Consider the following 21,755-nt stretch of genomic DNA (forward strand, 5'->3'; position numbering starts at 1 on the left):
CGCTGCTTAGACATAAACCTAAGCGGCTTTTTTATTACTTTTGTGCATAATATTGAAATTTCGTATTAAATAATGTAAAATTACACATTATGTACAAAATGATCATAAGGGGTTAATAGAAATGACAGAAAATCCATTTTTGACTAAGCTTGCACTGCTTAAATCGCGTGGATACATACGGGAACAAACGTATGATGAAGTGTTAGGCGGCTATACCAGCTATGTTGATGATGAAAAATTAGCAGCAGCAGAAAAGGCTAAAACGGCTGTTTCAACCTATACAGAGAAACAAGTAAACTCCAAGCCGGTTCAACCGAAAAAACCAAAAAAAATCCGCAGCAAAGAAGAAATACGCGAAAGAAATATTTCGTATCTTTTGTATATCGGCGTCTTTCTGCTTATAATTGGCGGGCTATTTGTTGCTACAAGCAATTGGAGCACAATGGCAGATTGGATGAAGGCTGCGAGCATCTTCTTTGTGTCTATTTTGTTTTTCGGCTTTGGCTATGTAGCCAAAGTATTTGTGAAGATTGAAAAAACTGCTTTTGCCTTTACTGTGCTAGGCGGTTTGTTTTTACCAATTGGATTTCTGTCAGTCAGCTATTTTCGCTTGGCAGGCCTGTATCTTTCAGTCCCCGGGGATGGCAAATATTTATTTGGTGTCATGGCAGGAATTATCCTTGTTCCTGTCTATCATAAATGTGCACAAATAACAGAATCGCTCATTTTTCGCATATTAGTATTAATCGCTGTCTCAGCAGCTTTTGCCTTTGCGTTTGCAGCATTGTATGTGCCGCTTGATGTATTTGTCTTGCTGATGGTTATTTTTAATTTAGCAGTCATTCTGTTTATGGGAATAAAGAAGAAATACAAATGGGCTTCAAGCTACTATCGTTTGCTTCCAGTATATTTGCTTGTTCATATGGCAGTTACAACCCTTTTTCTAAGCTTTTTCTATGAATCTGCTGTTTTTCAAGGTTGGAACTTTTTGTTAATGAGTGCAGTTTATTTCTTATTTTTATTACAAACGAAAAAAAAGGACTATCATTTTTTTGTTACAGTGACCGCTGTTGCCGGGACATATCAGCTTTTTTCAAATGATCTTATTTTCAATTTCCAGCCATTAGCCTTTGCTGCTTTAGGAGCTGTATTCCTTTTGCTCAAATTGGTGAGGAATGACTTGTACTTAGGGAAAACATGGGAATACACAAGTATTGCTGTCGGCTTGGCGTCACTGCTGTATAGTGCTGTTTTTCATTTAGAACTATTTTGGTATGGTTCTCTTATAGTTTCCTGTACGTTTTTACTGCTTGGAGCACAATTTGTTTATTTATCTCGATTCTATCATGGCATCATTGCCTATTTCCCAGCAGTACTTTGGGGAAGCAGTCTGTGGCAGCTTGCAGTAAAATGGGATTTTGTCACCAATTTAAACAGTTTTTTAGTGACTTGCTATGTCATTGCCTTTTTCCTTTTGCTAGTTTTAGGGATATTTAATAAGTTTTCCATGCTTCAGTTAATTAAAAGAAGTTCAACAAATATCTCCATTTGGGCACTTGCTGTTTGCGCATATGGAAGCGGGATGTTTTTCTTTGGAGGATGGGAAGTAGTATTTATGCTTATCCTTCTTGGAGTAATATTATTGTATATCCAATATAAAAAGGTAGATATGATTGGTTTTTCATTACTGGACATTGTTATTCCTATTGTCGGATATTTTGCGTTTGCAGCATTATACACAGCTGTCCCAGTCATTAGAGAGCTTGGGATAGCATGTCCAACTGCACTTGGCAGTATCACATTATTATCGGTGTGCAAATGGTATTCTAATAAAAATCAAAAACTAGGCATAAATGGTTTTTATATTAGCCAAATCATGTATATGGTCTCAATCTTGCTGACTGTTACATCACCATCTACTCATGATTTCGCACGAACAGCAGTATATGCTGCAGGCATCTTTGTCTTTTACCTGTTTTATAGGAAAAAACGGGAAAAACCATTGGCTTGGCTTGTATCAGCAGTAGCTTGTTTTACTTATTTTTCGGCCATTGACCTATTATTTGATTCATCTGACTGGTTATTTGAAAAAGCAGCACTATATGGCTGGATATTTCTAATGACTGCCGCCGTGCTTATAAAAAACAAAGACTTTAAAATGCCTTTAAGTTTTATTGGTCATTTGTATTTGCCATTTGCATTACTATTGGATGTTTGGTTTAACTATAGTGACGCAAGCATTCATTTTGTTTTTAGCTTTTTTGCTTATGCGGCAAGTGCTTATTTTGTTAAACAGAAGTATTTTAACGTGCTGCTGCAATATGGGGCTTATCTATCTTTCTTTTTATTTTTTACTTTAGAAAAGCTGCTTGTAATTGACAGTGTCCCTGCCGTATCACAAGCCTTTATATTTACAAGTATACTTTTGCTCCTGCACAGAGTTGTTTTAAGCGCGAGCAGCAGATCATTGCTCCTGTTTTTTATCCCATTTAGCATCATTGGAATCATTTCGTGGCAAGTGCTTACAGTATTTTCTTATTCAGTCTTTTTTGCCACACTGTTTTATCTGATTATATACTTAGTTATTACGCATCTGGACAGGAAGCATTTTCTTGTCGCACCTGCAATGCTGCTCCTGTTCATTAGTGCAGAACGGTTAATATACGCAAAAGGGTTTCTGCCAACAGACCGCTTTATTCTCTACACTTTAATTGGTGTCGCACTTGTCTGTATTGGTATGTATCTTTATAAAAAAATCCTTCTCATTGAAAATGGAAAAGTGTTATCCATTGATTTCTACACTATCAGTGGCTTTATAGCCTTCCTTTTCTTGGTGTTTTCGCACGTGGATGTATGGTGGATGAAGGCAGTGCCTGGATTGCTTATGGCATTAACTGCATACATCCAGAAGGGAAGAGTTAGCATTAAATTTACGTGGACAGTAAAAATGCTTGCTTTGCTGTTGTTGCTGCAGCCATATTATATATTGCTCCATGAATGGCAGATATCAGTTTATTATCGAATGGAGCTTCTGCTTTTCCCATGGTTTTTGCTATTTTGGGCAAGCAAAAAAATCATGGCGCCATTTAAGCAATTCATCATACGAGCAGAATGGGGCTTCCTGCTTATTGCTGCCGTAAGTTTATGTGTTGACGGATTGAGAACCTCTGCTATAACAGATGCTATCATTTTAGGGACACTTTCCTTACTGTCTGTTATCGGCGGATTTTATTTCCGGTATAAATCCTACTTTTTCATCGGCATAGGGGTGCTTCTATTAAATGTACTTCTGCAAACAAGACCATTTTGGGGTGTTATGCCATGGTGGGCGTACTTGCTTATCGCAGGCACAATCTTAATTGCGTCTGCCAGCCTGTATGAAATGCAAAAGCAAAAAAGCGGAAGAAATATTAGTTTATATTTAAAAGAATGGAAAAATAAACTAGCGGCCATTTTAACGAAATGGAATTAAAAACCATGCATTTGCATGGTTTTTTGCTTGGATAAAGGATATTTTGCTTATATCAAGAATATAAACAAAGGATAAAAAAGGTGAGGGAGGCTTAAGGATGAAAACAGAATTACGGAAGGTATTCGATGCTTTATCCACTATTTATGAAACACAAGTGGATAGTTCTAGTTATTATAATGCAGAATACGAAAGACCGGGAATGCTTGCTGAAATCGCGGAGAACCTAAGCGATAAGAGCATACTGGATGCCGGTTGTGCAGCAGGCTGGTATACAAATGAACTGCTTGTTAGAGGCGCTAGCGTAACTGCGATTGACATCAGCCCGCAAATGGTTGAAGTGGCACGAAGGAGAATTGGTGAAAGGGGTAAAATTTACTGTGTGGATTTAGAGCAAGCACTGCCATTTGCGGATGCTTCCTTTGATATCATTGTCAGCTCTTTAACCCTCCATTATATCCGAGATTGGAGCAGCACATTTAAAGAGTTTAACAGGATATTAAAAAAGGGTGGTGAGATAATCTATTCTGTTCATCATCCATTTATGGATATAAAGAATGCAGGCGAACAAGGCTATTTTGAAACGGAAGCTTATGTAGATTCTTGGCATAAAGACGGACAAAAATTTGAGGTTCCGATGTACCGCAGGCCGCTGCATGCTATTATTAATGAAACAACAAAAGCATTCAAGCTAAATGCAGTAAAAGAGCTAAAGCCTACAGAGCAGCTAAAAGAATTGGCTAGGGGAAGTTATGATTACTTGATGAGTCATCCGCATTTTCTTGTTGTAAAAGGAACGAAAGAATAGCCAAGATAGGTAGCATCTTGGCTTATTTATTTATTTATTTCCTGTTTTATTAAATCTGCCGTTAAAATATACCGATCAGGCGCATCGCCTATATAGGAAAAAGGGAAACAAGTCGTTAACGTTAAAATCGGTCTGCTTTTAGGTGTTAATATATTATCAGCCGAAGCAGAAACAATATCGGTTTTTCGGATACGGTAGGTGAAAATCCCTTTTTTTGTTTGGATAATAATTTTATCATTTTTTGATACATCCTTCAAAAAACGGAAGTACGTATCACGATGTCCTGATATAATCGTATTATCACTGTCTTCAGGAGAAGCGCTGGCTGAATAATGACCAGCCCCTTTCGATAAAATATCGCTGCTTGTGCCTTCATAAATGGGCACCTTTTTATTTTGGCTCGGTGCAATTAAAACACCGAACCATTCGCCTTCTTTTAATGGTAGATCCTTTTTATCGAAAGAGGGATTGTCTGTGCTGTCCTGTACAGGTATCTGCTCATGTGTTCTTAACAGAATAATGGAATTAAACACGATGAATGTCATTCCAATAATCACTAGGAAGTACGCAAGCAAAGATAGGCTATTGACAGCTTTACTTTTCATAAAGCTTTTTGCTCTTTTTACCAAGAAGGATAAAGCAGCCGATTAATACAAGCAAATAGCCGATAAATAAGTATAACGGGACTTTTGACGCTGTGTTTGGCAGCTGAGACTCATAAAGTGTTGTTAAGTTACCGCTTAATTCAGCAAGATTTACGACTTTGTCAGCAGCAGCAACAGCAAAGTTGCTTGTTAATTTCTCTGGAGAAATGACAGTATCGACAAGCAAGTCGTTATTGTTGTCGAATACTTCAAGTGCGACAGTGTCATACTGCGGTGCTTGGAGAAACTCATCTAAAACAATTTTTTCCCGCTTGCCATTGTCATCAACAGAGTAGAAAACAGGTGTCAATTCGAGCTGTTCACTGACACTTTTCCACATCGACAGCAATGTCTCTTTGCTAGAAGCAGATAATTGCTCTTCCTGATCCATCGCAGCGAATCCTTGCAGTAATTCCTTCCAGGCTGAAATATTTTCGGCAAGTGTTTGTTTATCCAGCTTTTTAAAATGGTGGTAAAGATTTGCCGTTTCTTCTTCCGTCATTCCTGCATTGAGAAGGAATACCTCTAGACTTTGCATTTGCTCTTCGTGATTCTGGTAAAAATCAATCGCAACGTCTAAATCCTCAATAAACCAGTAATCTTGAACATTTTCATTAAATCCTGTCAGAAGAATATCAAGTTCTTCCCTTGTCATATTATAGTTTTTTAATAAGGCATCTAAGTTATTTGGCGTAATTGGTGTGCCGAGATAATCCTTCAATTCCTTAATGGAATCAAACTCCTCTACAGAGAGCTCTTTATCGCTTAAGTAGTTTTCTAAATCATCAACTGTCCAGCCGAGGGAGTCGGCAAGCTGACTGACTTCTTCACCAGTAGGAGCAGCAAACGCATCGAGCGGGTACATAACAAACAAACAGCAGGCAAGCAGTGCAAGAGTATAACCTTTAAACATAGGAAAGACCTCCAATAAATCTAATTATTGGTATTATTTGTCGTTACGAGAAAAAAATACAGTCTTTCCAAAAAAAGTGCTTAAAGTTGATTTTTTCCTTGTATTTATTCAGACAGGAAGATGAAGAGAAGGGTTTTAATTGACAATGATAATCTTTATCAATAAAATATATGTATATATAATTTGGAAAGGGGATAGAGTTATGTTTGTTATTACACGAAATATGGTCGTAAAGGAAGGAACATCACATCTTGTTGTGGACAGGTTCAGTAAAGGGGGAATAATTGAGGAGCAGGAAGGCTTTGTCGACATTAGCGTATATGTAAAAAAAGTCCGCCGCGGTGACGAAGAAGTGCTGATATTAATCAGATGGGAATCAGAAGAAGCATGGAAAAATTGGGAAAAGAGCCCGGCACATATTGAAGGACACCGCAAAAATCTTGGTAAGCCAAAGCCGGATCATATAATCTCTGTGACTGTCGGCAAATATGAATTAAAAGCAGTTAAAAAAGGGAAGCAATCTACAGAAGCAAATTAATAAAAAATGGGGCTGATTGGTTTTAAACACACAAAGAGCCCAAATTATGTCCAGGTAAAAATTAGTGATAGAACTGTCGGTGCAAACAATCGTTAGTGTCGCATTTTTCGGGAGGGGCTCTGCTGCTCTCGTGGCGACATCAAGATCATTATTCACTGCTAGTAATGTTGCACCTAAAGAAAACACACCAAGTGCAGCGTCTTTATATGTAATCCATTCTGGCTTGGCTTTTATTTGATGCCAGTCAGAGCCTCTTTCATTTGACAGAAGATCATTAAACAGAGTCGCACTTCCAGAATGCAGACATTCTCTGGCAAATAGCAGCCCGACAGATTCATAGGAATAAATGAAACGTTCTACATTCGCATGTTTAAAACGCTCCTTATGTGCTGCTTTACGAATTTCAACAGTAGTATGCATATTTACATGATAAGCACTGGATAAATCCTCAACGCCTAATGCAATCAGCGCAGTTGTTCCATCCGCTGCTAAATCATCCTCTATCCTTTCATCTGAGAAGATAAACACCCGTTCAGCCACAGGCAAATTTGCTTTCAGTAATGTTTTATCTTCGGCTGGATTTCCACTTATAAAGAAAACATAATCATTATCATATGGGTTTTTGGCAAGCTTGCTGTCAATCAGCACAATTGCCATCTCAGGGCTGGCGTTTTTTATCTCTTTCAGCGCTATCATTGTCTTTTTTCCATAACCAATAAAAATAATATGACCTGATTTTTTGTAGTCCAGCTTTCCTTCCTCCTTTAATCTTTTATAGTCAGAAAGCATTTGCTGCATTTTTCCGATAAAAACAGTCAATGTCATAATACCGTATAAGAAAAAGACCATTGCAAATAAGCGGCCTGGCACACTTTGAGGATAATAGTCTCCATAACCAACGGTTGTAGAAGTGACCATTGTAAACCACAAGCTATCAAAATAGGTTGGGAATGTAGCAGGCTCTAAAAAGTGAAACACCCATGCAGCACTTATTAGAACAATAATGGTAACGAGCAGTATCGCTGAAAAGCTGAAGCTGATGATCACTTTCCAAATTCGGCCAAAGAAATACATGCAAAGCCTCCTTTCTTCAAATAAAAAACTATCAAATAATGAATATTCCCGCGAATGGACGTTTATCCATTCCTTGCGAAAAATATATCATTAATGATAGTTTTTTAAATTAATTAGTTTTGATTAGACCATTCTTCTACATTCCAAACCTTTGTAACCCAATCTTCATAGAAATCAGGTTCATGGCAAACAAGAACAACAGTGCCTTTATAAGCTTTCAGCGCTCGTTTTAATTCTTCTTTTGCCGTCACATCTAAGTGATTCGTAGGCTCGTCAAACAATAGCCAGTTGCTTTCTTCCATCAATAGCTTGCATAGGCGCACCTTTGCTTGCTCGCCTCCGCTCAGCTGGTTTAATGGTCTTGAGATATGCTCGTTTTTCAACCCGCAACGTGCAAGGGCAGCACGTACTTGGTGCTGATCCATGCTTGGAAATGCATTCCAAACATCCTCGATTGGTGTTAAGTTTCCTGCTTTAACCTCTTGTTCAAAGTAAGAAGGGTACAGGAAGTCACCTCGTTCAATTTTTCCGCTTAACGGCTGTATTTTACCAAGCATTGTTTTCAGCAACGTAGATTTTCCGACACCATTACAGCCGACTACAGCAATCTTTTCGCCGCGCTCAATTGTAATGGACATTTTCGGCAATAGCGGAGATCCATAGCCAATTTCAAAATCTGACCCTTCAAAAACATAACGGCTGCTGCCGCGTGATTCTTTAAAGTCAAATGTCGGCTTTAAGGCAGTTTCCGGACGGTCAATGCGCTCCATGCGGTCCAATTGCTTTTGACGGCTTTTTGCACGTCCTGTTGTTGAGTATCTCGCTTTGTTTTTCGCGATGAAATCCTCTTGTTTTTTAATAAATTCCTTTTGCTTTTCGTAAGCATTCAAATGCTGGTTTTTATTAATTTCAGCAAGCTCAAGGAATTTATCATAGCTTGCAGTATATCTCGTCAGCTTCGAGAATTCGAGATGGAAGATAACATTTGATACTTGGTTCATAAACTCTGTATCATGAGAAATCAAGATAAAAGCATATGGATATTCTTTTAAATAAGAAGCAAGCCATTTAATATGCTCTACATCCAGATAGTTCGTTGGCTCATCAAGCAATAGCACTTGCGGCTGTTCAAGGAGCAATTTTGCGAGTAAAACTTTTGTTCTCTGTCCACCGCTTAGTGCTGTTACGTCACGGTCTAGTCCGATTGCATCAAGACCAAGCCCGCGCGCTGCTTCTTCAATTTTTATATCAAGTGTATAAAAGCCGCCGGCATCAAGTTTATCTTGAATAACTCCCATTTCATCAAGCAGAGCTTCCAGCTCTTCTGGAGTGGCATCGCCCATTTTCGCCGTTACTTCATTCAGCTTCTCTTCTTCCTTAAATAGAGGAAGGAATGCGTCCTTTAATGCATCGCGAATTGTTTTTCCAGGTGTAAGAACTGTATGCTGATCTAAATAGCCGTAATGAACAGAAGGAATCCACTCTACTTTGCCTGAGTCATGAATCAGCTGTCCTGTAATAATATTCATCAGTGTTGATTTTCCAACCCCGTTTGCACCAACAAGACCGACATGATCTTCCGCTAATAAACGGAAAGACACATCTTTAAATAGGGTGCGGTCTCCAAATGTATGGCTTAAATTTTCCACATTCAATAACATATTTTTGTATCCTCACTTCATTATAAAGTACATGTAAGATGACAGTTTGCTATTTCTAAAATCAATAAATAGCAGTATCCATTTCTTCATAATACTAAAATAATGAACAGAAAACTAGACTAGTTCCTTCATTTCTATTATTTTCATCTTAAATCCATTGAAATCGTTCGTCCTAGCGAGAATTTTGTCTTTGCATCAAGTGGATTTTCCTTGCCCGTTATCGTTGTTGGGCAAAGTTTATAAATGGCTGTTTTGCTGCCTAAAGAAGACCGATATTTTTCTAAATGAGACGAAGCAAGAGGTTTGTTATAGTAATCTGGTACATATTTGTTCAGCATTTCCTGCATGATATTCCTAGCTTCCTTCATTTCACTTACCTTCCTTATTTCTCCGAATGCCATGATACTCCAATAAGCAGTATCCGTTTTTGCAGGAACAGGATTGCTCATTGTGCCAAGCTCTTCGCAAATGGTGAAGCAGCCTGCGGGGTTTACTTCGATAATGCGCACCTTTCTGCCTTCATCAGCACCGTGAAAGTAAATGGCCTTGTTATACCAAACATAATTAAGGGGAATAACATAAGGTTCAGTGCCATCACTCAAGCCAAGATAACCGGTGCGGCAACTTGTTAAACAGCTGTTGATTTGTTCATCATCGGTCCATTCCATTTTTTTCTGTCTCATTTGTTCCATCCTATCCATCTCCTTCAGTGTTATGTTAGAATCATTGTAAAAAAATAGTGTCATAGAAAAAAGTGCCAGTTTGCGAAAAAAACATTGGGACAGAATGGAGAGGGAAGATGGTTTCCTGTTTTATTGAAAAAGACAAAAAAACACCAATTTATAAACAGCTGTACGATTTCTACAAAGAAGAAATGCTCAATGGGAACATAAAAGAAGGCACAAAACTTCCTTCTGTCAGATCCCTTTCTCAAACGTTAAGCATAAGTAAAAATACAGTAAATGAAGCATATCAGCAGCTTTTGGCAGAAGGATTTATTGAAAGCAGAGTCAAAAAAGGGTATTGGGTTGTCCCTAATCTTGAATATTTACCTGATACAAAGCAGGAAGTACTTCAAGAGGAGAATAAAACTATTGCAGCGAAGGAATTTACCATTGACTTTCAATACGGAGATATTGATCTAGAGCATTTCCCAATGAAAACCTGGAAAAAATGCTTACAAGACAGCTTACAGGAAAATGATAAAGAAATCCTGCTATACGGAAATAAATTAGGCAGCATTTTATTGCGAAAACAGATAGCCACATATCTTTACAAATCGCGGGGAATTCATTGCACATATGAAGATATCGTAATATCAGCAGGAACAAATCAGCTTGTCAGAACAGTTATTTCCCTTCTTCAAAAGGATAAACTAGCTGTTGCCATGGAGAGCCCTGGCTATGATGGGGTAAAAAATACTTTCTTAACAGAAGGCTGTATGATTGTTGACATACCTGTTACAGCAGACGATGGGTACGATGTCCAAGTATTAAAAAGCAGTGGCTGCAATGCCGCGTATATCACACCATCCCATCAATTTCCCCTCGGATGTATCATGCCAGCTGCCAAAAGGTTGGAGCTGTTAAAATGGGCTGAAGAGACAAATGCTTATATTATTGAAGATGATTATGACAGTGAGTTTCGTTATGAAGGGGCACCGGTTGCAAGTTTAAAAGGCTTAGACCGGCAGGACAGAGTTATTTATGCAGGGACTTTCTCAAAATCATTTTTGCCTTCTGTTCGGATTAGCTATATGGTATTGCCAAAAAAATTATTGGAGAATCTGCATGAAGGGTTCATTGATTCCCAAAATGCTTCACCCATTTTTCAGCATGCATTAGCACTATTTATGGAAAGAGAACACTATGAGAGGCATCTAAGAAAAATGAGGAAAATCTATAAAGAAAAACATGAGATGCTGCTGTCATCCCTAAATGAGTATATGGGGGGATTTGTTAACATAATCGGTGAAAAGGCCGGATTGCATCTGCTTATAAATGTTGAAAATAAGCAGCATTCCCAATTGATTGAGGCAGCAGCACACCAGTCTATTGGCATATATTCTACTGCAAGCTATTATTCCAATAAATCAGTAGATGATTGTCCAATCATATTAGGGTTTGGAGGATTAACACTGCATAAAATAGACGAATACATAAAGCAGCTTGCGAAAGTTTGGTTTAATTAGAAGAGAAGAGGGTGGGTGCTTTTGACAGTTATATATGTAACAGCAATCATTATGCTTACAGCGATTCTATTTTTACGATTACTTGCTTATCATTTCGAAAAAAAATCACGGAGCAGCAAGTGGATAGAAACGTATTTGCGGCTTAGAAAACATAACCCGTATTATGGCTATATTTATGCCCTTGCTAATAAGGATGACAAAGCTGTTATTGCCAATTATCGCAGAGCTGTGAAACGCCCTAATCTCAGAAAGTATTATCCGCTTTTGACCATTCTATTTTGCTTTTATTTTCACAGTACGAAAGGAGTGAATGAAGAAATAGCAAAACTTAGCAGTGATAACAATAAAAAATTTTTTATGCAGTGGTTAAAAATCAGACAAAACAAAGATGAATTTAATGATTCAAGCTTAGCGTCCGATCATAAATGGATGGAATATACGATCGCTGCATTAGATTATCAAGAGCAGGGGAAATGTGATTCAGCAAATAAGCAGTTGATGAAGGCGTGCAACCATTCAAACGGAATCATATACTATATATTAGAGAAAGAACGATTAACACTGAAGTATTCCTAATTTTTAAAGATTTTTACTTCTAAAATATTGTCGGTAAAGGCGGAAGTAATAGCATTATTTTCAATCTTTTGAGGGAAATAAACTGTCCTTGATTTAATGTGATTGTCTAAAGTACGAACCCTTACAGTCAGGTAGTTGTCTTTTACAAAAATCTCCATACTATTAGGAGAGATGTATGGCAGAAGGCTTTCAGCTAAATAGTAAGAATCTGCTTCATATAAATCGACAGGAAATTCTGTTTCATCTAAATAGCTGCTAATAGAGTTATATCCTTCCATCAAGGGAAATAATTGCTCATCACTCATTGTGAATTGCTCCTTTTTGATGACAAGATATTCGCAGCTGCCGTAACCTGTGCATAGAAAATTTTTTAGCAGGCTGATGATATATCATCAGCCTGTGTTTAACTATTTATTAAAAGTCGTGTCCGCTGTTGTGCTTCTGTCTAGTATGGTTGCGGTTTTTCACTTTTTTGCTCCCGCTGAGAGGCTCAGGCTGTCCGCCGTGATGGCCTTTCGGTGAATTTTTGCGCATATCTTTACCGTCGTTTTTATTCAAGACCTTCATCTCCTTTGCCATTTGAAAAGCAGTTTGCTCTTCACTGTTTAGAATGGGAGAAATATCTCTTGTTTATACAGAATATTTTTTTGTGTCTTTGAGCAATTTAACTGTAGGATTTCTTTCCTGCTTACAACCACGATTCTTATGCAAAAATAGATAGGAGGAAATACAGTGTTTTATCACAGCAATAAACAAGAAGCTTTCCAAGCTGCCCAAAATAACATGCGTGAAACGCAGACATTATATGAAGATATTGTAAAGGATTCTGCAAGCTACGGTCATCAGCTGAAGCATCTGAAACAAGAAATTAACGAAACATATGAACAAATCGAAAATGCTTTAGAAACTGCGTCTGAACATCAGCGCAAACAGCTAGAGACATTCCAGCAAGATTTAAAAACGATTGTCAGTGAGGTAAATGATCTTTCGTAACTTTAATAGTTGCACCTTTTCTTTTGGAAAGGGTGCTTTTTTAATTAGGTCATAAGTAGCGCTTATTATAAATGATAACTTTCTTATTATTTACTTATCAAAGCTACTGTATTAAAATGAATGAGGAAATAAAAGACTAAAAAGATAGAAAGTACGAAATATTCGACTATTTTTCTATTTTTGGTATATGATTACATGGAGGGGGTAATACATATGGCAAAAGATACTTACAATGCACGTAAATCATTCGAGGTTGATGGGAAGCGTTATCATTATTATCAATTGGATGCATTGGAAAAAGCGGGAATCGGCAATGTTTCCAAATTGCCGTACTCTATCAAAGTTCTATTGGAATCTGTATTAAGACAAATGGATGGTTTTGTCATTAAAGACGAACATGTGGAAAACCTTGCAAAATGGGGAACAGATGAACTGAAAGAAATTGATGTGCCATTTAAGCCTTCAAGGGTTATCCTACAGGACTTCACAGGAGTTCCTGCAGTTGTTGACTTGGCTTCTTTAAGAAAAGCCATGGCTGATCTTGGCGGAGATCCAAGCAAAATTAACCCGGAAAAACCGGTCGATCTTGTTATTGACCACAGTGTGCAGGTTGACAAATATGGTACGCCAGATGCGTTGACTGCAAATATGGATCTTGAGTTTGAACGAAACGCAGAGCGTTACCAATTTTTGAGCTGGGCTCAAAAAGCTTTTGATAATTATCGTGCCGTTCCGCCTGCTACAGGAATCGTACACCAAGTAAATTTAGAATATTTAGCAAATGTTGTGCAAGTAGTCGAAAATGAAGATGGAGAGTTAGAAACTTTCCCTGATACATTAGTAGGAACAGACTCACATACGACGATGATCAACGGAATCGGCGTACTTGGATGGGGTGTCGGCGGTATCGAGGCAGAGGCTGGCATGCTTGGACAACCATCATATTTCCCAGTTCCAGAAGTTGTGGGTGTGAAGCTTATTGGTGATATGCCTAACGGTTCAACAGCAACAGACCTTGCTTTAAAAGTTACACAAGTGTTGAGAGGTGAAGGGGTAGTAGGCAAGTTCGTTGAATTCTTCGGACCTGGTATCTCCCAATTGCCGCTAGCTGACCGTGCGACAATCGCTAACATGGCTCCAGAATACGGAGCAACTTGCGGATTCTTCCCAGTTGATGAGGAATCATTGGCTTATATGAGATTAACAGGCAGATCAGAAGAGCAAATCAAAGTGGTAGAAGAATATTCTAAACTTAATGGACTGTTCTTTGATCCTAGTATTGAGCCAGTTTATACAAAAGTAATTGAAATTAATCTTTCAGATATTGAAGCAAACCTGTCTGGACCAAAACGTCCGCAAGACTTGATTCCATTATCGCAGCTGCAAAAAGCATTTGTTGATTCTGTGACTGCACCTGAAGGAAATCAAGGCTTCGGCTTGAAGAAAGATGAGTTTGATAAATCAGTAGATATCAAGTTTGCTAACGGGGACTCAACGACAATGAGGACAGGTTCTGTTGCAATCGCTGCTATCACTAGCTGTACAAATACATCCAACCCGTATGTGCTTGTTGGTGCTGGCCTTGTTGCCAAAAAAGCAGTGGAACTTGGCATGGAAGTGCCTAAATTCGTTAAAACTTCTTTGGCGCCAGGTTCAAAAGTAGTAACTGGTTATTTAAGAGATTCCGGCTTGCTGCCATACTTGGAACAAATCGGCTTTAACCTTGTTGGTTACGGCTGTACGACTTGTATCGGAAACTCTGGTCCATTGCGTGATGAAATCGAAATGGCAGTTGCTGATTCTGATTTGCTTGTTACTAGTGTGCTTTCCGGTAACAGAAACTTTGAAGGTCGTATTCATCCGCTTGTAAAAGCAAACTACTTGGCATCACCGCCGTTAGTTGTGGCTTATGCACTTGCGGGAACTGTTGATATTGACCTGCAAAACGAGTCAATCGGCAAAGATAAGGATGGCAACGATGTATTCTTCAAGGATATTTGGCCATCAACTGAAGAGGTTAATGAAGTGGTAAACCGCACTGTAACTCCTGAACTGTTTAAGAAGGAGTATGAGCGTGTGTTCGACGACAACGAGCGCTGGAATGAAATTCAGACTAGCAGCGATTCATTATACACATTCGATGATTCAAGCACTTATATTCAAAACCCTCCATTCTTTGAAGGGCTGAAGCCTGATCCTGAGAAGGTACTTCCGATTAAAGGGCTTAAAATTGTCGGCAAGTTTGGCGACTCTGTTACAACAGACCATATTTCACCAGCCGGAGCAATCGGTGTCAACACTCCTGCAGGTAAATATTTAAAAGCAAACGGAGTAGAGGTTCGCGATTTCAACTCTTACGGTTCTCGCCGCGGTAACCACGAGGTCATGATGAGAGGAACATTTGCGAATATCCGTATCCGTAATCAGATTGCTCCTGGTACAGAGGGCGGGTTTACGACATACTGGCCGACAGGTGAAGTGACATCCATTTATGATGCTTGTATGCAATATAAACAAGATGGAACTGGCCTAATGGTTCTTGCCGGCAAAGATTATGGCATGGGATCTTCTCGTGACTGGGCAGCAAAAGGTACGAATCTCCTTGGAATTAAAACAGTTCTTGCTGAAAGCTTTGAGAGAATCCACCGCTCTAACCTTGTGTTAATGGGTGTGCTTCCATTGCAATTCAAGGATGGAGACAGCGCAGAGTCTCTTGGTTTAACAGGTAAAGAGACGTTTAACATATATGTCGATGAAACAGTTAAACCTCGTGATTTCATTGAAGTTACTGCGACAGATGAGGATGGAAACAAGAAGACATTTGAAGTGCTTGTACGCTTTGATTCTGAAGTAGAGATAGACTACTACCGTCACGGTGGAATCTTACCGATGGTGCTTCGAGATAAATTGAAGAACTAATGATAGAAAGAGACTAATGAGTGACTAATGACTCATTAGTCTCTTTTTCTTTTAGTGGGCGTACATTCTGCTAGGTAATTAAGGAAAAGTTTGCTACTATAGATATGTAGGAAATTACCATGAAGGAGTGATTGGAATGGCGTTGACATTCGGAAAATTATTAGAAGAAGCAAGAAGCAATGTGAAAGGCATCTCATCAATTGAAGCAAAAAAACAAATGGAAGACAAACCTAATACATATGTAATTGATGTGCAGGATGCTGAGGATGCAGGAGCTTGCGGTTTAATTCCAAGCAGTGTAAACATTTCACTAGGCATGCTGCCGATTCGTGCTGATTTGGAGCTTCCTGAAGAGCTTCGCAATCCAGAATTAGCTGATCGCAACAGACCGATTCTAGTAACATGCGGTTTAGGCGGACAAGCTGCTCTTGGCGCTTATTTGCTTAAACAAATGGGATTTGCTGATGTAGCTTTCATTGAAGGCGGAACAACAGCTTGGAAACAAGAAGGCTACGAAACAGTTTAATACCGAAGGAAAAGAGGAGCGCTAAATGGTCGCTCCTCTTTATATTTTAATAGCCAAGCTCTTTATTAACCAAATTAAGTAGCTCTTTGCCTTCTTTAAATCTAGTGACATTCTCTAAAAATATATCCATATAACGATCCATGCTTTTCGGAGAATAATAGGCATTATGGGGAGATATTATGACATTCTCCAATGCCCAGAAGGGGGACTCGCTTGGTAACGGCTCCACCTCAAATACATCAAGAGCAGCACCTTTAATTCGCTGAGCTGTTAACACTTCCAGCAAATCAGCTTCTGCAATTGTATTGCCTCTGCCGATATTAATCAAGTAAGCAGATGGTTTCATAAGCTTTAGCTTCTCTTTATTTATGAATTGGTACGTTTCCTTTGTTGAAGGCAAAGCGAGAACAAGAAAATCAGCATTTTCAATGACATCATCGACTTGTTCAAGTCCAACCACCTCATCTGCAGGATCATTACTTGTTGTAATGGAAGGTCTCTTTCGGCAGCCGACTACATGCATGCCAAGAACTTTGCATCTTTTCGCAATCTCTTTGCCAATCTCTCCATATCCGATAATTCCTATAGTGGCGCCGTCTAAGTCTTGAATATCCGTATTGCTCCAGATTCGCTTGTTTTGATTACGCAGCATGGTTGGCAGCCCTCTTGCAAACCCAGAAATCATGGCAACAGTATGTTCGGCAATCGGTATAGAAGTGCAGCCCTTTGTATTAGTAATCAGTAGATTACTTTTAATTGTTTCCTCATGAAGCAGAGCATCCAGTCCAACACTTAATGATTGTACCCATTTAAGCTTTGGGGCGTTGTTCCTAATGGTAAGAGGGTCCATTAAACCTAAGGTAAGGATAATATCACACTCACTTAAATCGAAGTTCACTGCTGGTTCTTCTTTACCAAATTGCCAAGGATCAAACAAAACGGTTGCACCTAAGGCTTTTATTTTTTCGATATACTTTTTTGGTATATTGTACCTAACATAAATGACAGGGGATGATGAATCCATCAGTTAGCTTCCTCCATCGGCAAGGTGCGGATATATTGGAAGTAAGTTTCCGCAAGCCGTTTAATCGCCTCTTTAATTTTCTCCTCACTACAGTATGTGAAACAAAGTCTCATTGTGTTAAAGCCTTCGTCTTCAAGGAAGAAATGCTGTCCATCCAAATAGGAGACACCAGCAGTCATTGCAGCTTCCACAAAGTCGCTTGTATTTATGCCAGCAGGGAATGTGAGCCACAGAAAGAAGCCTCCTTCTGGTGAAACAAAGCTGACCTCGTCGCCGAAATGCTCGTTAATGGCTTCAACCATTGCCTCTTTTCTTGATTTATACGTATTGCTTAAATACTTGATATGTTCTTCGATATCCAGCTGGTCTAACACATTGTGAACAACTTCCTGTACATATACGCTAGTCAGCCCGTCTGTTTTCAAAATACGCATCTTAGTGATAATCTCACTTAATCCAATTGCCCAGCCTAAACGGATACCAGGTGCAATTACTTTAGAAAAGGTGCTTAAATAGATGACGCGCTCAGGACCGAAGGAGTGGATTGAAGGGAGATAAGTGCCTTCAAAGGAAAGCTCCACATAAGCATCATCTTCCAAAATGAAGAAATTATATTCATAAGCAAGCTCTGCGAGTTTCCTTCGTCTGTCTACAGAGAGATTGACACCGCCTGGATTATGGTAATTGGGCATGATGTACAGAAGCTTCGGAATTGGCTTTTGCTGAAGAGTGGCTTCTAATAACGCTTTTTCCACATAGTCAACCATTATTCCATTCTCATCAATCGGAAATGACCGTAATTTTACCTGCGCCAAATTAAATGTCCGAATTGCACCAAAAAAACAAGGAGCTTCAATCCAAATTTCGTCACCTGGGTCAGTGAGTGTTCGTGCCACTAAATCGATTGCCTGCATGCTCCCGGCAGTTACAAGGATTTGGTCCTCTTTTGCATGTACGTCACGGAGCTTTGATCGTTCGAGAATCCAGTTAACAATATGACTTGTGCCTGTTCCGCCGCTATAAGACATAGCACCAAACCCTTGCGTTTTCATGGCAGCTTGTGTTGCAGCAACCATCGTTTCTAATGGAAAAGACTCTGGAGCAGGAAAACCATAAGACAATGGAATAACATGGTCTAGTGAACCGGCGAAGGAGGAGCCGATAATCGGCATGTTCGGAAATCTTTTACTAAATGTAAATTGCTTTAATGAATTCATACTTTAAACACCATCCTCTTAAAAAATAATTTATTTTAAAAATTAACACTATTCAAATAATTTATAAAGTAATTTATTTCAAAAACTGCTTTTAGTAGAAAAGGATTGCTTGTTAAAGGCTAATCATAAATCCTTGATTCACTACCTCCATGTACTGTTTTGTAAATTCCTGATTTATCTTCCATGAATTGCTAATAAGCGAAGAAAATCTGACAAGATTAATGGTGCAGACATTCCTAATGGGAAAAGAAGCTGCCGATAGCAAAACTGCATGAAGCCAAGCCAGTTTGCTCCTTTCGTCAGTAAAACGTTTGGAGAATTACTGAATATAGAGCCAACTATATGCTATTTATTTCGAATATGGAAATATTAAAAGACGGCGAAAAAACGAGCATTCAAAAGAAAATAAGCAGTTAGTTTCATTTTTTGCAGAATTTTCGGATTTTTATAAAAAATAAATCAAACATAAAAACAAAAGAATGTAAACGCTATCTTATAAAATATTTAAAAAATTTTAAAAAAGATATTGTATAACTATAAATAATTTCTTATAATGAATTCAAGTTAGATAATAGAACATGAATTGTGAGGTAAATTGACATGGCTGAAATTACATTAGAACAGATTCAAAGTATCATTAAAGAAAAAAATGTAGAATTATTGCATATGCAATTTGTAGATATTGAAGGGATTTTGAAAAATATCACAATTACAGCAGCTCAATTAGATGATGCAGTAGAAGGGAAAATCATGATTGATGGTTCTTCCATCAAAGGTTTCTCACCTATCAATAAATCAGATTCTTATTTAGCCCCAGATTTAAACACATTTGTTGTGTTGCCTTGGACAGAAGAAGAAGGATATTCAGAAGCACGCTTCCTTTGCTCTGTAACAAATCCAGATGGTACATTATTTGAAGGTGACACACGTAATGTTCTTAAGAAGACAGTGGCACGTGCAGCAGAACAAGGATATACGATTTCTGTAGGTCCTGAATTGGAATTCTTCTTGTTTGAAACAGATGCACAAGGTTACCCAACGACAGTCCTAGGTGACAGAGGCGGATACTTTGAGCCATCTCCTAAAGACTTAGGTGAAAAGGTTCGTGTTGAAATCTTCAAAACTTTGCGAGCAATGGGCTTTACAATTGAAGCATTGCACCATGAAGTAGCAGAAGGCCAGCATGAAATTAACTTTAAATATGCAGATGCTCTAGGAGCTGCAGACCTTGCGACTACTTACAAATGGGTAGTTAAAACAATCGCAGCACAATATGGCTTGCATGCAACATTTATGCCAAAGCCAGTATTCGGCATCAACGGTTCAGGAATGCATGTTAACATGTCGTTCTTCAAGGATGGCGAAAACATTTTCTTCGATCCGTCTGATGAACTGCAGCTTTCAAGTGAAGCTTACTCTTTCATCGCTGGTATCCTTGATAATGTTAAGAGTTTCGTAGCTGTTACAAACCCGCTAGTAAACTCTTACAAACGTCTAGTACCTGGCTATGAAGCACCAGTATATCTTGCTTGGTCTGCTTCAAACCGTTCAGCTTTAATCCGTATTCCAGCTAAAAAAGGCATGGCAACTCGCGTAGAATTGCGTTGTCCAGATCCAGCATCAAATCCATATTTGACATTTGCAGTAATAGCATCTGCTGGTCTTGATGGAGTGGAAAAAGGATTGCAAGCTCCAGCACCTGTTAACGAAGATATCTTCCACATGACAGATGCACGCCGCGAAGAGTTGGGCATCGACAGCCTACCAGGTGGCCTAGAAGCAGCTATCGCTGAACTAGAAGCAGGAGAAATCGGTCTTAAAACACTTGGAGAGCACGTATTCTATGAGTATGTTGCAGCGAAAAAAGAAGAGTGGGATAACTACCGTACACAAATCCATGCTTGGGAAATTGAAAACTACCAATTTAAATTCTAATAGTTTGATAGATAAGAGAGGGCATCAGCCCTCTTTTTTTTGTTGTGCTATCTTAGTAGTTTATGTCAAATGCTTCTTCGCAAAAATACAATTCCGATAAAATAAGAAGGAGATTTTGTCTATCGATTATTTATTTTTGCTAGCGATATGATACAATAAATACATTGGATAACAAGTGCATCCTTGTTTATCTATGTCAATAATTTCAGTTACAAGGAGAATTAAAGAATGGGAAAAGTTTTAGTTTTTGGTCACAAAAATCCTGATACGGATACGATTTGTTCTGCTATCGCTTATGCAGAATTGAAAAAAGCTTTAGGTGTAGAAGCGGAAGCTGTACGCCTGGGAGAAATCAATGGCGAAACAAAGTTCGCTCTAGATTACTTCAAAGCTGAAGCTCCAAGATACATACAAAAGGCGTCAGAGGAAACAGATTCTGTAATTCTTGTAGATCACAACGAATTCCAGCAAAGTGTGGAAGATATTAAAGAGGTTTCTATCCTGGAAGTTATCGACCACCACCGTATTGCTAACTTTGAAACAAGCGATCCTTTATATTATCGCGCTGAGCCTGTTGGCTGTACTGCTACAATTCTTAACAAGCTTTACAAAGAGAACAATGTTGAAATCAAAAAAGACATTGCAGGTTTAATGGTTTCTGCAATTATTTCCGATTCATTATTGTTTAAATCTCCAACTTGCACAGATCAGGATGTTAAAGCAGCACAAGAGCTTGCTGAAATTGCTGGCATTAATTTGGACCAATATGGTTTGGACATGCTTAAAGCTGGTGCAGATTTAAGCGACAAAACAGTAGAGCAACTAATCAGCCTTGATGCAAAAGAATTTCCAATGGGGTCATATAAAGTGGAAGTTGCTCAAGTTAATGCAGTGGACACAAATGATGTACTTGCTAAACAAGGCGAACTGGAAGATGCATTAAATAAAGTGATTGCTGACAAAGGGCTTGATTTATTCTTGCTTGTTGTAACAGATATCTTAAACAATGATTCTGTTGCCCTCGCACTTGGAACGAAAACTAGTGCAGTGGAAGCGGCATTTGGCGTAAAACTTGAAAATAACACAGCCTTGCTTAAAGGTGTTGTATCACGCAAAAAACAAATCGTTCCTGTATTAACAGAGGAATTATCAAAATAATCCATAATAGTAAAAAGAACTTGCTTGTGTAAGTTGATCATAAAGATCACTTATTCAAAGGCAAGTTCTTTTTTTATGTGCGTGTTTACGATAATATCAAAGTAAAGAT

The 21,755-nt window shown here is 38.6% G+C and carries 19 protein-coding genes; 10 read left to right on the top strand and 9 right to left on the bottom strand.

Annotated features, from left to right (window positions below):
• Positions 1 to 121: 121 nt before the first annotated feature.
• Together L8T27_RS08930 and L8T27_RS08935 are read left to right on the top strand one after the other, a co-directional pair.
• On the top strand, positions 122 to 3,472 hold the full coding sequence (locus L8T27_RS08930) for a hypothetical protein (protein ID WP_237941325.1): 3,351 nt from the start codon (positions 122 to 124) through the stop codon (positions 3,470 to 3,472).
• 97 nt (positions 3,473 to 3,569) lie between these two features.
• On the top strand, positions 3,570 to 4,277 hold the full coding sequence (locus L8T27_RS08935) for a class I SAM-dependent methyltransferase (protein WP_237941326.1): 708 nt from the start codon (positions 3,570 to 3,572) through the stop codon (positions 4,275 to 4,277).
• A 26-nt stretch (positions 4,278 to 4,303) separates the two neighbouring features.
• On the opposite strand, the gene L8T27_RS08940 is transcribed toward L8T27_RS08935, so the two are convergent.
• Positions 4,304 to 4,882, bottom strand: coding sequence for a class D sortase (locus L8T27_RS08940; RefSeq protein WP_237941327.1), 579 nt, complete (start codon positions 4,880 to 4,882; stop codon positions 4,304 to 4,306).
• Entirely contained in the window at positions 4,872 to 5,834 is a 963-nt protein-coding gene (locus tag L8T27_RS08945) for a processed acidic surface protein (RefSeq protein ID WP_233314026.1), read from the bottom strand. The genes L8T27_RS08940 and L8T27_RS08945 overlap by 11 nt, the downstream gene beginning before the upstream one ends.
• Before the next feature lie 202 nt (positions 5,835 to 6,036).
• Between L8T27_RS08945 and L8T27_RS08950 the strand changes: the two genes are divergently transcribed.
• On the top strand, positions 6,037 to 6,372 hold the full coding sequence (locus tag L8T27_RS08950; protein ID WP_237941328.1) for an antibiotic biosynthesis monooxygenase: 336 nt from the start codon (positions 6,037 to 6,039) through the stop codon (positions 6,370 to 6,372).
• On the opposite strand, the gene L8T27_RS08955 is transcribed toward L8T27_RS08950, so the two are convergent.
• The 3 genes from L8T27_RS08955 to L8T27_RS08965 form a co-directional block, all read right to left on the bottom strand.
• On the bottom strand, positions 6,328 to 7,446 hold the full coding sequence (locus L8T27_RS08955; protein ID WP_237941329.1) for a potassium channel family protein: 1,119 nt from the start codon (positions 7,444 to 7,446) through the stop codon (positions 6,328 to 6,330). The two genes, L8T27_RS08950 and L8T27_RS08955, sit on opposite strands and share 45 nt — an antisense overlap.
• A 113-nt stretch (positions 7,447 to 7,559) precedes the next feature.
• Positions 7,560 to 9,107 carry an ABC-F family ATP-binding cassette domain-containing protein gene (locus L8T27_RS08960; RefSeq protein ID WP_233314023.1) on the bottom strand — a complete coding sequence of 516 codons (1,548 nt, stop codon included), beginning with the start codon at positions 9,105 to 9,107 and terminating at the stop codon, positions 7,560 to 7,562.
• Positions 9,108 to 9,250: 143 nt separating this feature from the next.
• On the bottom strand, positions 9,251 to 9,799 hold the full coding sequence (locus L8T27_RS08965; RefSeq protein ID WP_237941330.1) for a pyridoxamine 5'-phosphate oxidase family protein: 549 nt from the start codon (positions 9,797 to 9,799) through the stop codon (positions 9,251 to 9,253).
• Positions 9,800 to 9,906: 107 nt separating this feature from the next.
• On the opposite strand from L8T27_RS08965, the gene pdxR reads away from it, so the two are divergent.
• A complete protein-coding gene (pdxR, locus tag L8T27_RS08970; RefSeq protein ID WP_248574482.1) occupies positions 9,907 to 11,298 on the top strand; it encodes a MocR-like pyridoxine biosynthesis transcription factor PdxR in 1,392 nt (463 codons plus the stop codon).
• A 21-nt stretch (positions 11,299 to 11,319) separates the two neighbouring features.
• Positions 11,320 to 11,874 (top strand): hypothetical protein, encoded by a 555-nt coding sequence (locus L8T27_RS08975; protein WP_237941332.1) that lies wholly within the window; start codon positions 11,320 to 11,322, stop codon positions 11,872 to 11,874.
• On the opposite strand, the gene L8T27_RS08980 is transcribed toward L8T27_RS08975, so the two are convergent.
• Both L8T27_RS08980 and L8T27_RS08985 read right to left on the bottom strand, forming a co-directional pair.
• On the bottom strand, positions 11,871 to 12,179 hold the full coding sequence (locus tag L8T27_RS08980) for an Hsp20/alpha crystallin family protein (RefSeq protein WP_237941333.1): 309 nt from the start codon (positions 12,177 to 12,179) through the stop codon (positions 11,871 to 11,873). The genes L8T27_RS08975 and L8T27_RS08980 overlap by 4 nt on opposite strands.
• Positions 12,180 to 12,288: 109 nt before the next feature.
• Positions 12,289 to 12,432 carry a small acid-soluble spore protein P gene (locus L8T27_RS08985; RefSeq protein ID WP_442780416.1) on the bottom strand — a complete coding sequence of 48 codons (144 nt, stop codon included), beginning with the start codon at positions 12,430 to 12,432 and terminating at the stop codon, positions 12,289 to 12,291.
• A gap of 174 nt (positions 12,433 to 12,606) precedes the next feature.
• Between L8T27_RS08985 and L8T27_RS08990 the strand changes: the two genes are divergently transcribed.
• The 3 genes from L8T27_RS08990 to L8T27_RS09000 all read left to right on the top strand — a co-directional run bounded on the left by L8T27_RS08990 (position 12,607) and on the right by L8T27_RS09000 (position 16,312).
• Positions 12,607 to 12,867, top strand: a complete 261-nt coding sequence (locus L8T27_RS08990; protein ID WP_233314018.1) for a hypothetical protein — start codon at positions 12,607 to 12,609, stop codon at positions 12,865 to 12,867.
• Positions 12,868 to 13,080: 213 nt separating this feature from the next.
• Positions 13,081 to 15,786, top strand: coding sequence for an aconitate hydratase AcnA (acnA, locus tag L8T27_RS08995; RefSeq protein WP_233314017.1), 2,706 nt, complete (start codon positions 13,081 to 13,083; stop codon positions 15,784 to 15,786).
• A gap of 136 nt (positions 15,787 to 15,922) precedes the next feature.
• Positions 15,923 to 16,312 carry a rhodanese-like domain-containing protein gene (locus L8T27_RS09000; protein WP_233314016.1) on the top strand — a complete coding sequence of 130 codons (390 nt, stop codon included), beginning with the start codon at positions 15,923 to 15,925 and terminating at the stop codon, positions 16,310 to 16,312.
• 46 nt (positions 16,313 to 16,358) lie between these two features.
• Here the strand turns inward: L8T27_RS09000 and L8T27_RS09005 are convergent, their stop codons facing one another.
• Positions 16,359 to 17,336: a D-2-hydroxyacid dehydrogenase gene (locus tag L8T27_RS09005; protein WP_237941334.1), complete on the bottom strand. Its 978-nt coding sequence runs from the start codon at positions 17,334 to 17,336 to the stop codon at positions 16,359 to 16,361.
• Positions 17,336 to 18,553: an aminotransferase-like domain-containing protein gene (locus tag L8T27_RS09010; protein ID WP_237941335.1), complete on the bottom strand. Its 1,218-nt coding sequence runs from the start codon at positions 18,551 to 18,553 to the stop codon at positions 17,336 to 17,338. The genes L8T27_RS09005 and L8T27_RS09010 overlap by 1 nt, the downstream gene beginning before the upstream one ends.
• Before the next feature lie 600 nt (positions 18,554 to 19,153).
• Here L8T27_RS09010 and L8T27_RS09015 point away from each other — a divergent pair.
• Positions 19,154 to 20,488 (top strand): glutamine synthetase family protein, encoded by a 1,335-nt coding sequence (locus tag L8T27_RS09015; protein ID WP_237941336.1) that lies wholly within the window; start codon positions 19,154 to 19,156, stop codon positions 20,486 to 20,488.
• Between the two features lie 228 nt (positions 20,489 to 20,716).
• Positions 20,717 to 21,646: a manganese-dependent inorganic pyrophosphatase gene (locus L8T27_RS09020; protein WP_233314012.1), complete on the top strand. Its 930-nt coding sequence runs from the start codon at positions 20,717 to 20,719 to the stop codon at positions 21,644 to 21,646.
• Positions 21,647 to 21,755: the final 109 nt, after the last annotated feature.

Source organism: Niallia sp. Man26 (genome assembly GCF_022049065.2).
GTDB lineage: Bacteria > Bacillota > Bacilli > Bacillales > Cytobacillaceae > Niallia.

Bases quoted from the DNA above. Each gene is read 5' to 3' on its own strand.
- L8T27_RS08930 (WP_237941325.1), top strand. From the start codon at position 122: ATGACAGAAAATCCATTTTTGACTAAGCTTGCACTGCTTAAATCGCGT.
- L8T27_RS08935 (WP_237941326.1), top strand. From the start codon at position 3,570: ATGAAAACAGAATTACGGAAGGTATTCGATGCTTTATCCACTATTTAT.
- L8T27_RS08940 (WP_237941327.1), bottom strand. From the start codon at position 4,882: ATGAAAAGTAAAGCTGTCAATAGCCTATCTTTGCTTGCGTACTTCCTA.
- L8T27_RS08945 (WP_233314026.1), bottom strand. From the start codon at position 5,834: ATGTTTAAAGGTTATACTCTTGCACTGCTTGCCTGCTGTTTGTTTGTT.
- L8T27_RS08950 (WP_237941328.1), top strand. From the start codon at position 6,037: ATGTTTGTTATTACACGAAATATGGTCGTAAAGGAAGGAACATCACAT.
- L8T27_RS08955 (WP_237941329.1), bottom strand. From the start codon at position 7,446: ATGTATTTCTTTGGCCGAATTTGGAAAGTGATCATCAGCTTCAGCTTT.
- L8T27_RS08960 (WP_233314023.1), bottom strand. From the start codon at position 9,107: ATGTTATTGAATGTGGAAAATTTAAGCCATACATTTGGAGACCGCACC.
- L8T27_RS08965 (WP_237941330.1), bottom strand. From the start codon at position 9,799: ATGGAACAAATGAGACAGAAAAAAATGGAATGGACCGATGATGAACAA.
- pdxR (WP_248574482.1), top strand. From the start codon at position 9,907: ATGGTTTCCTGTTTTATTGAAAAAGACAAAAAAACACCAATTTATAAA.
- L8T27_RS08980 (WP_237941333.1), bottom strand. From the start codon at position 12,179: ATGAGTGATGAGCAATTATTTCCCTTGATGGAAGGATATAACTCTATT.
- acnA (WP_233314017.1), top strand. From the start codon at position 13,081: ATGGCAAAAGATACTTACAATGCACGTAAATCATTCGAGGTTGATGGG.
- L8T27_RS09000 (WP_233314016.1), top strand. From the start codon at position 15,923: ATGGCGTTGACATTCGGAAAATTATTAGAAGAAGCAAGAAGCAATGTG.
- L8T27_RS09005 (WP_237941334.1), bottom strand. From the start codon at position 17,336: ATGGATTCATCATCCCCTGTCATTTATGTTAGGTACAATATACCAAAA.
- L8T27_RS09010 (WP_237941335.1), bottom strand. From the start codon at position 18,553: ATGAATTCATTAAAGCAATTTACATTTAGTAAAAGATTTCCGAACATG.
- L8T27_RS09015 (WP_237941336.1), top strand. From the start codon at position 19,154: ATGGCTGAAATTACATTAGAACAGATTCAAAGTATCATTAAAGAAAAA.
- L8T27_RS09020 (WP_233314012.1), top strand. From the start codon at position 20,717: ATGGGAAAAGTTTTAGTTTTTGGTCACAAAAATCCTGATACGGATACG.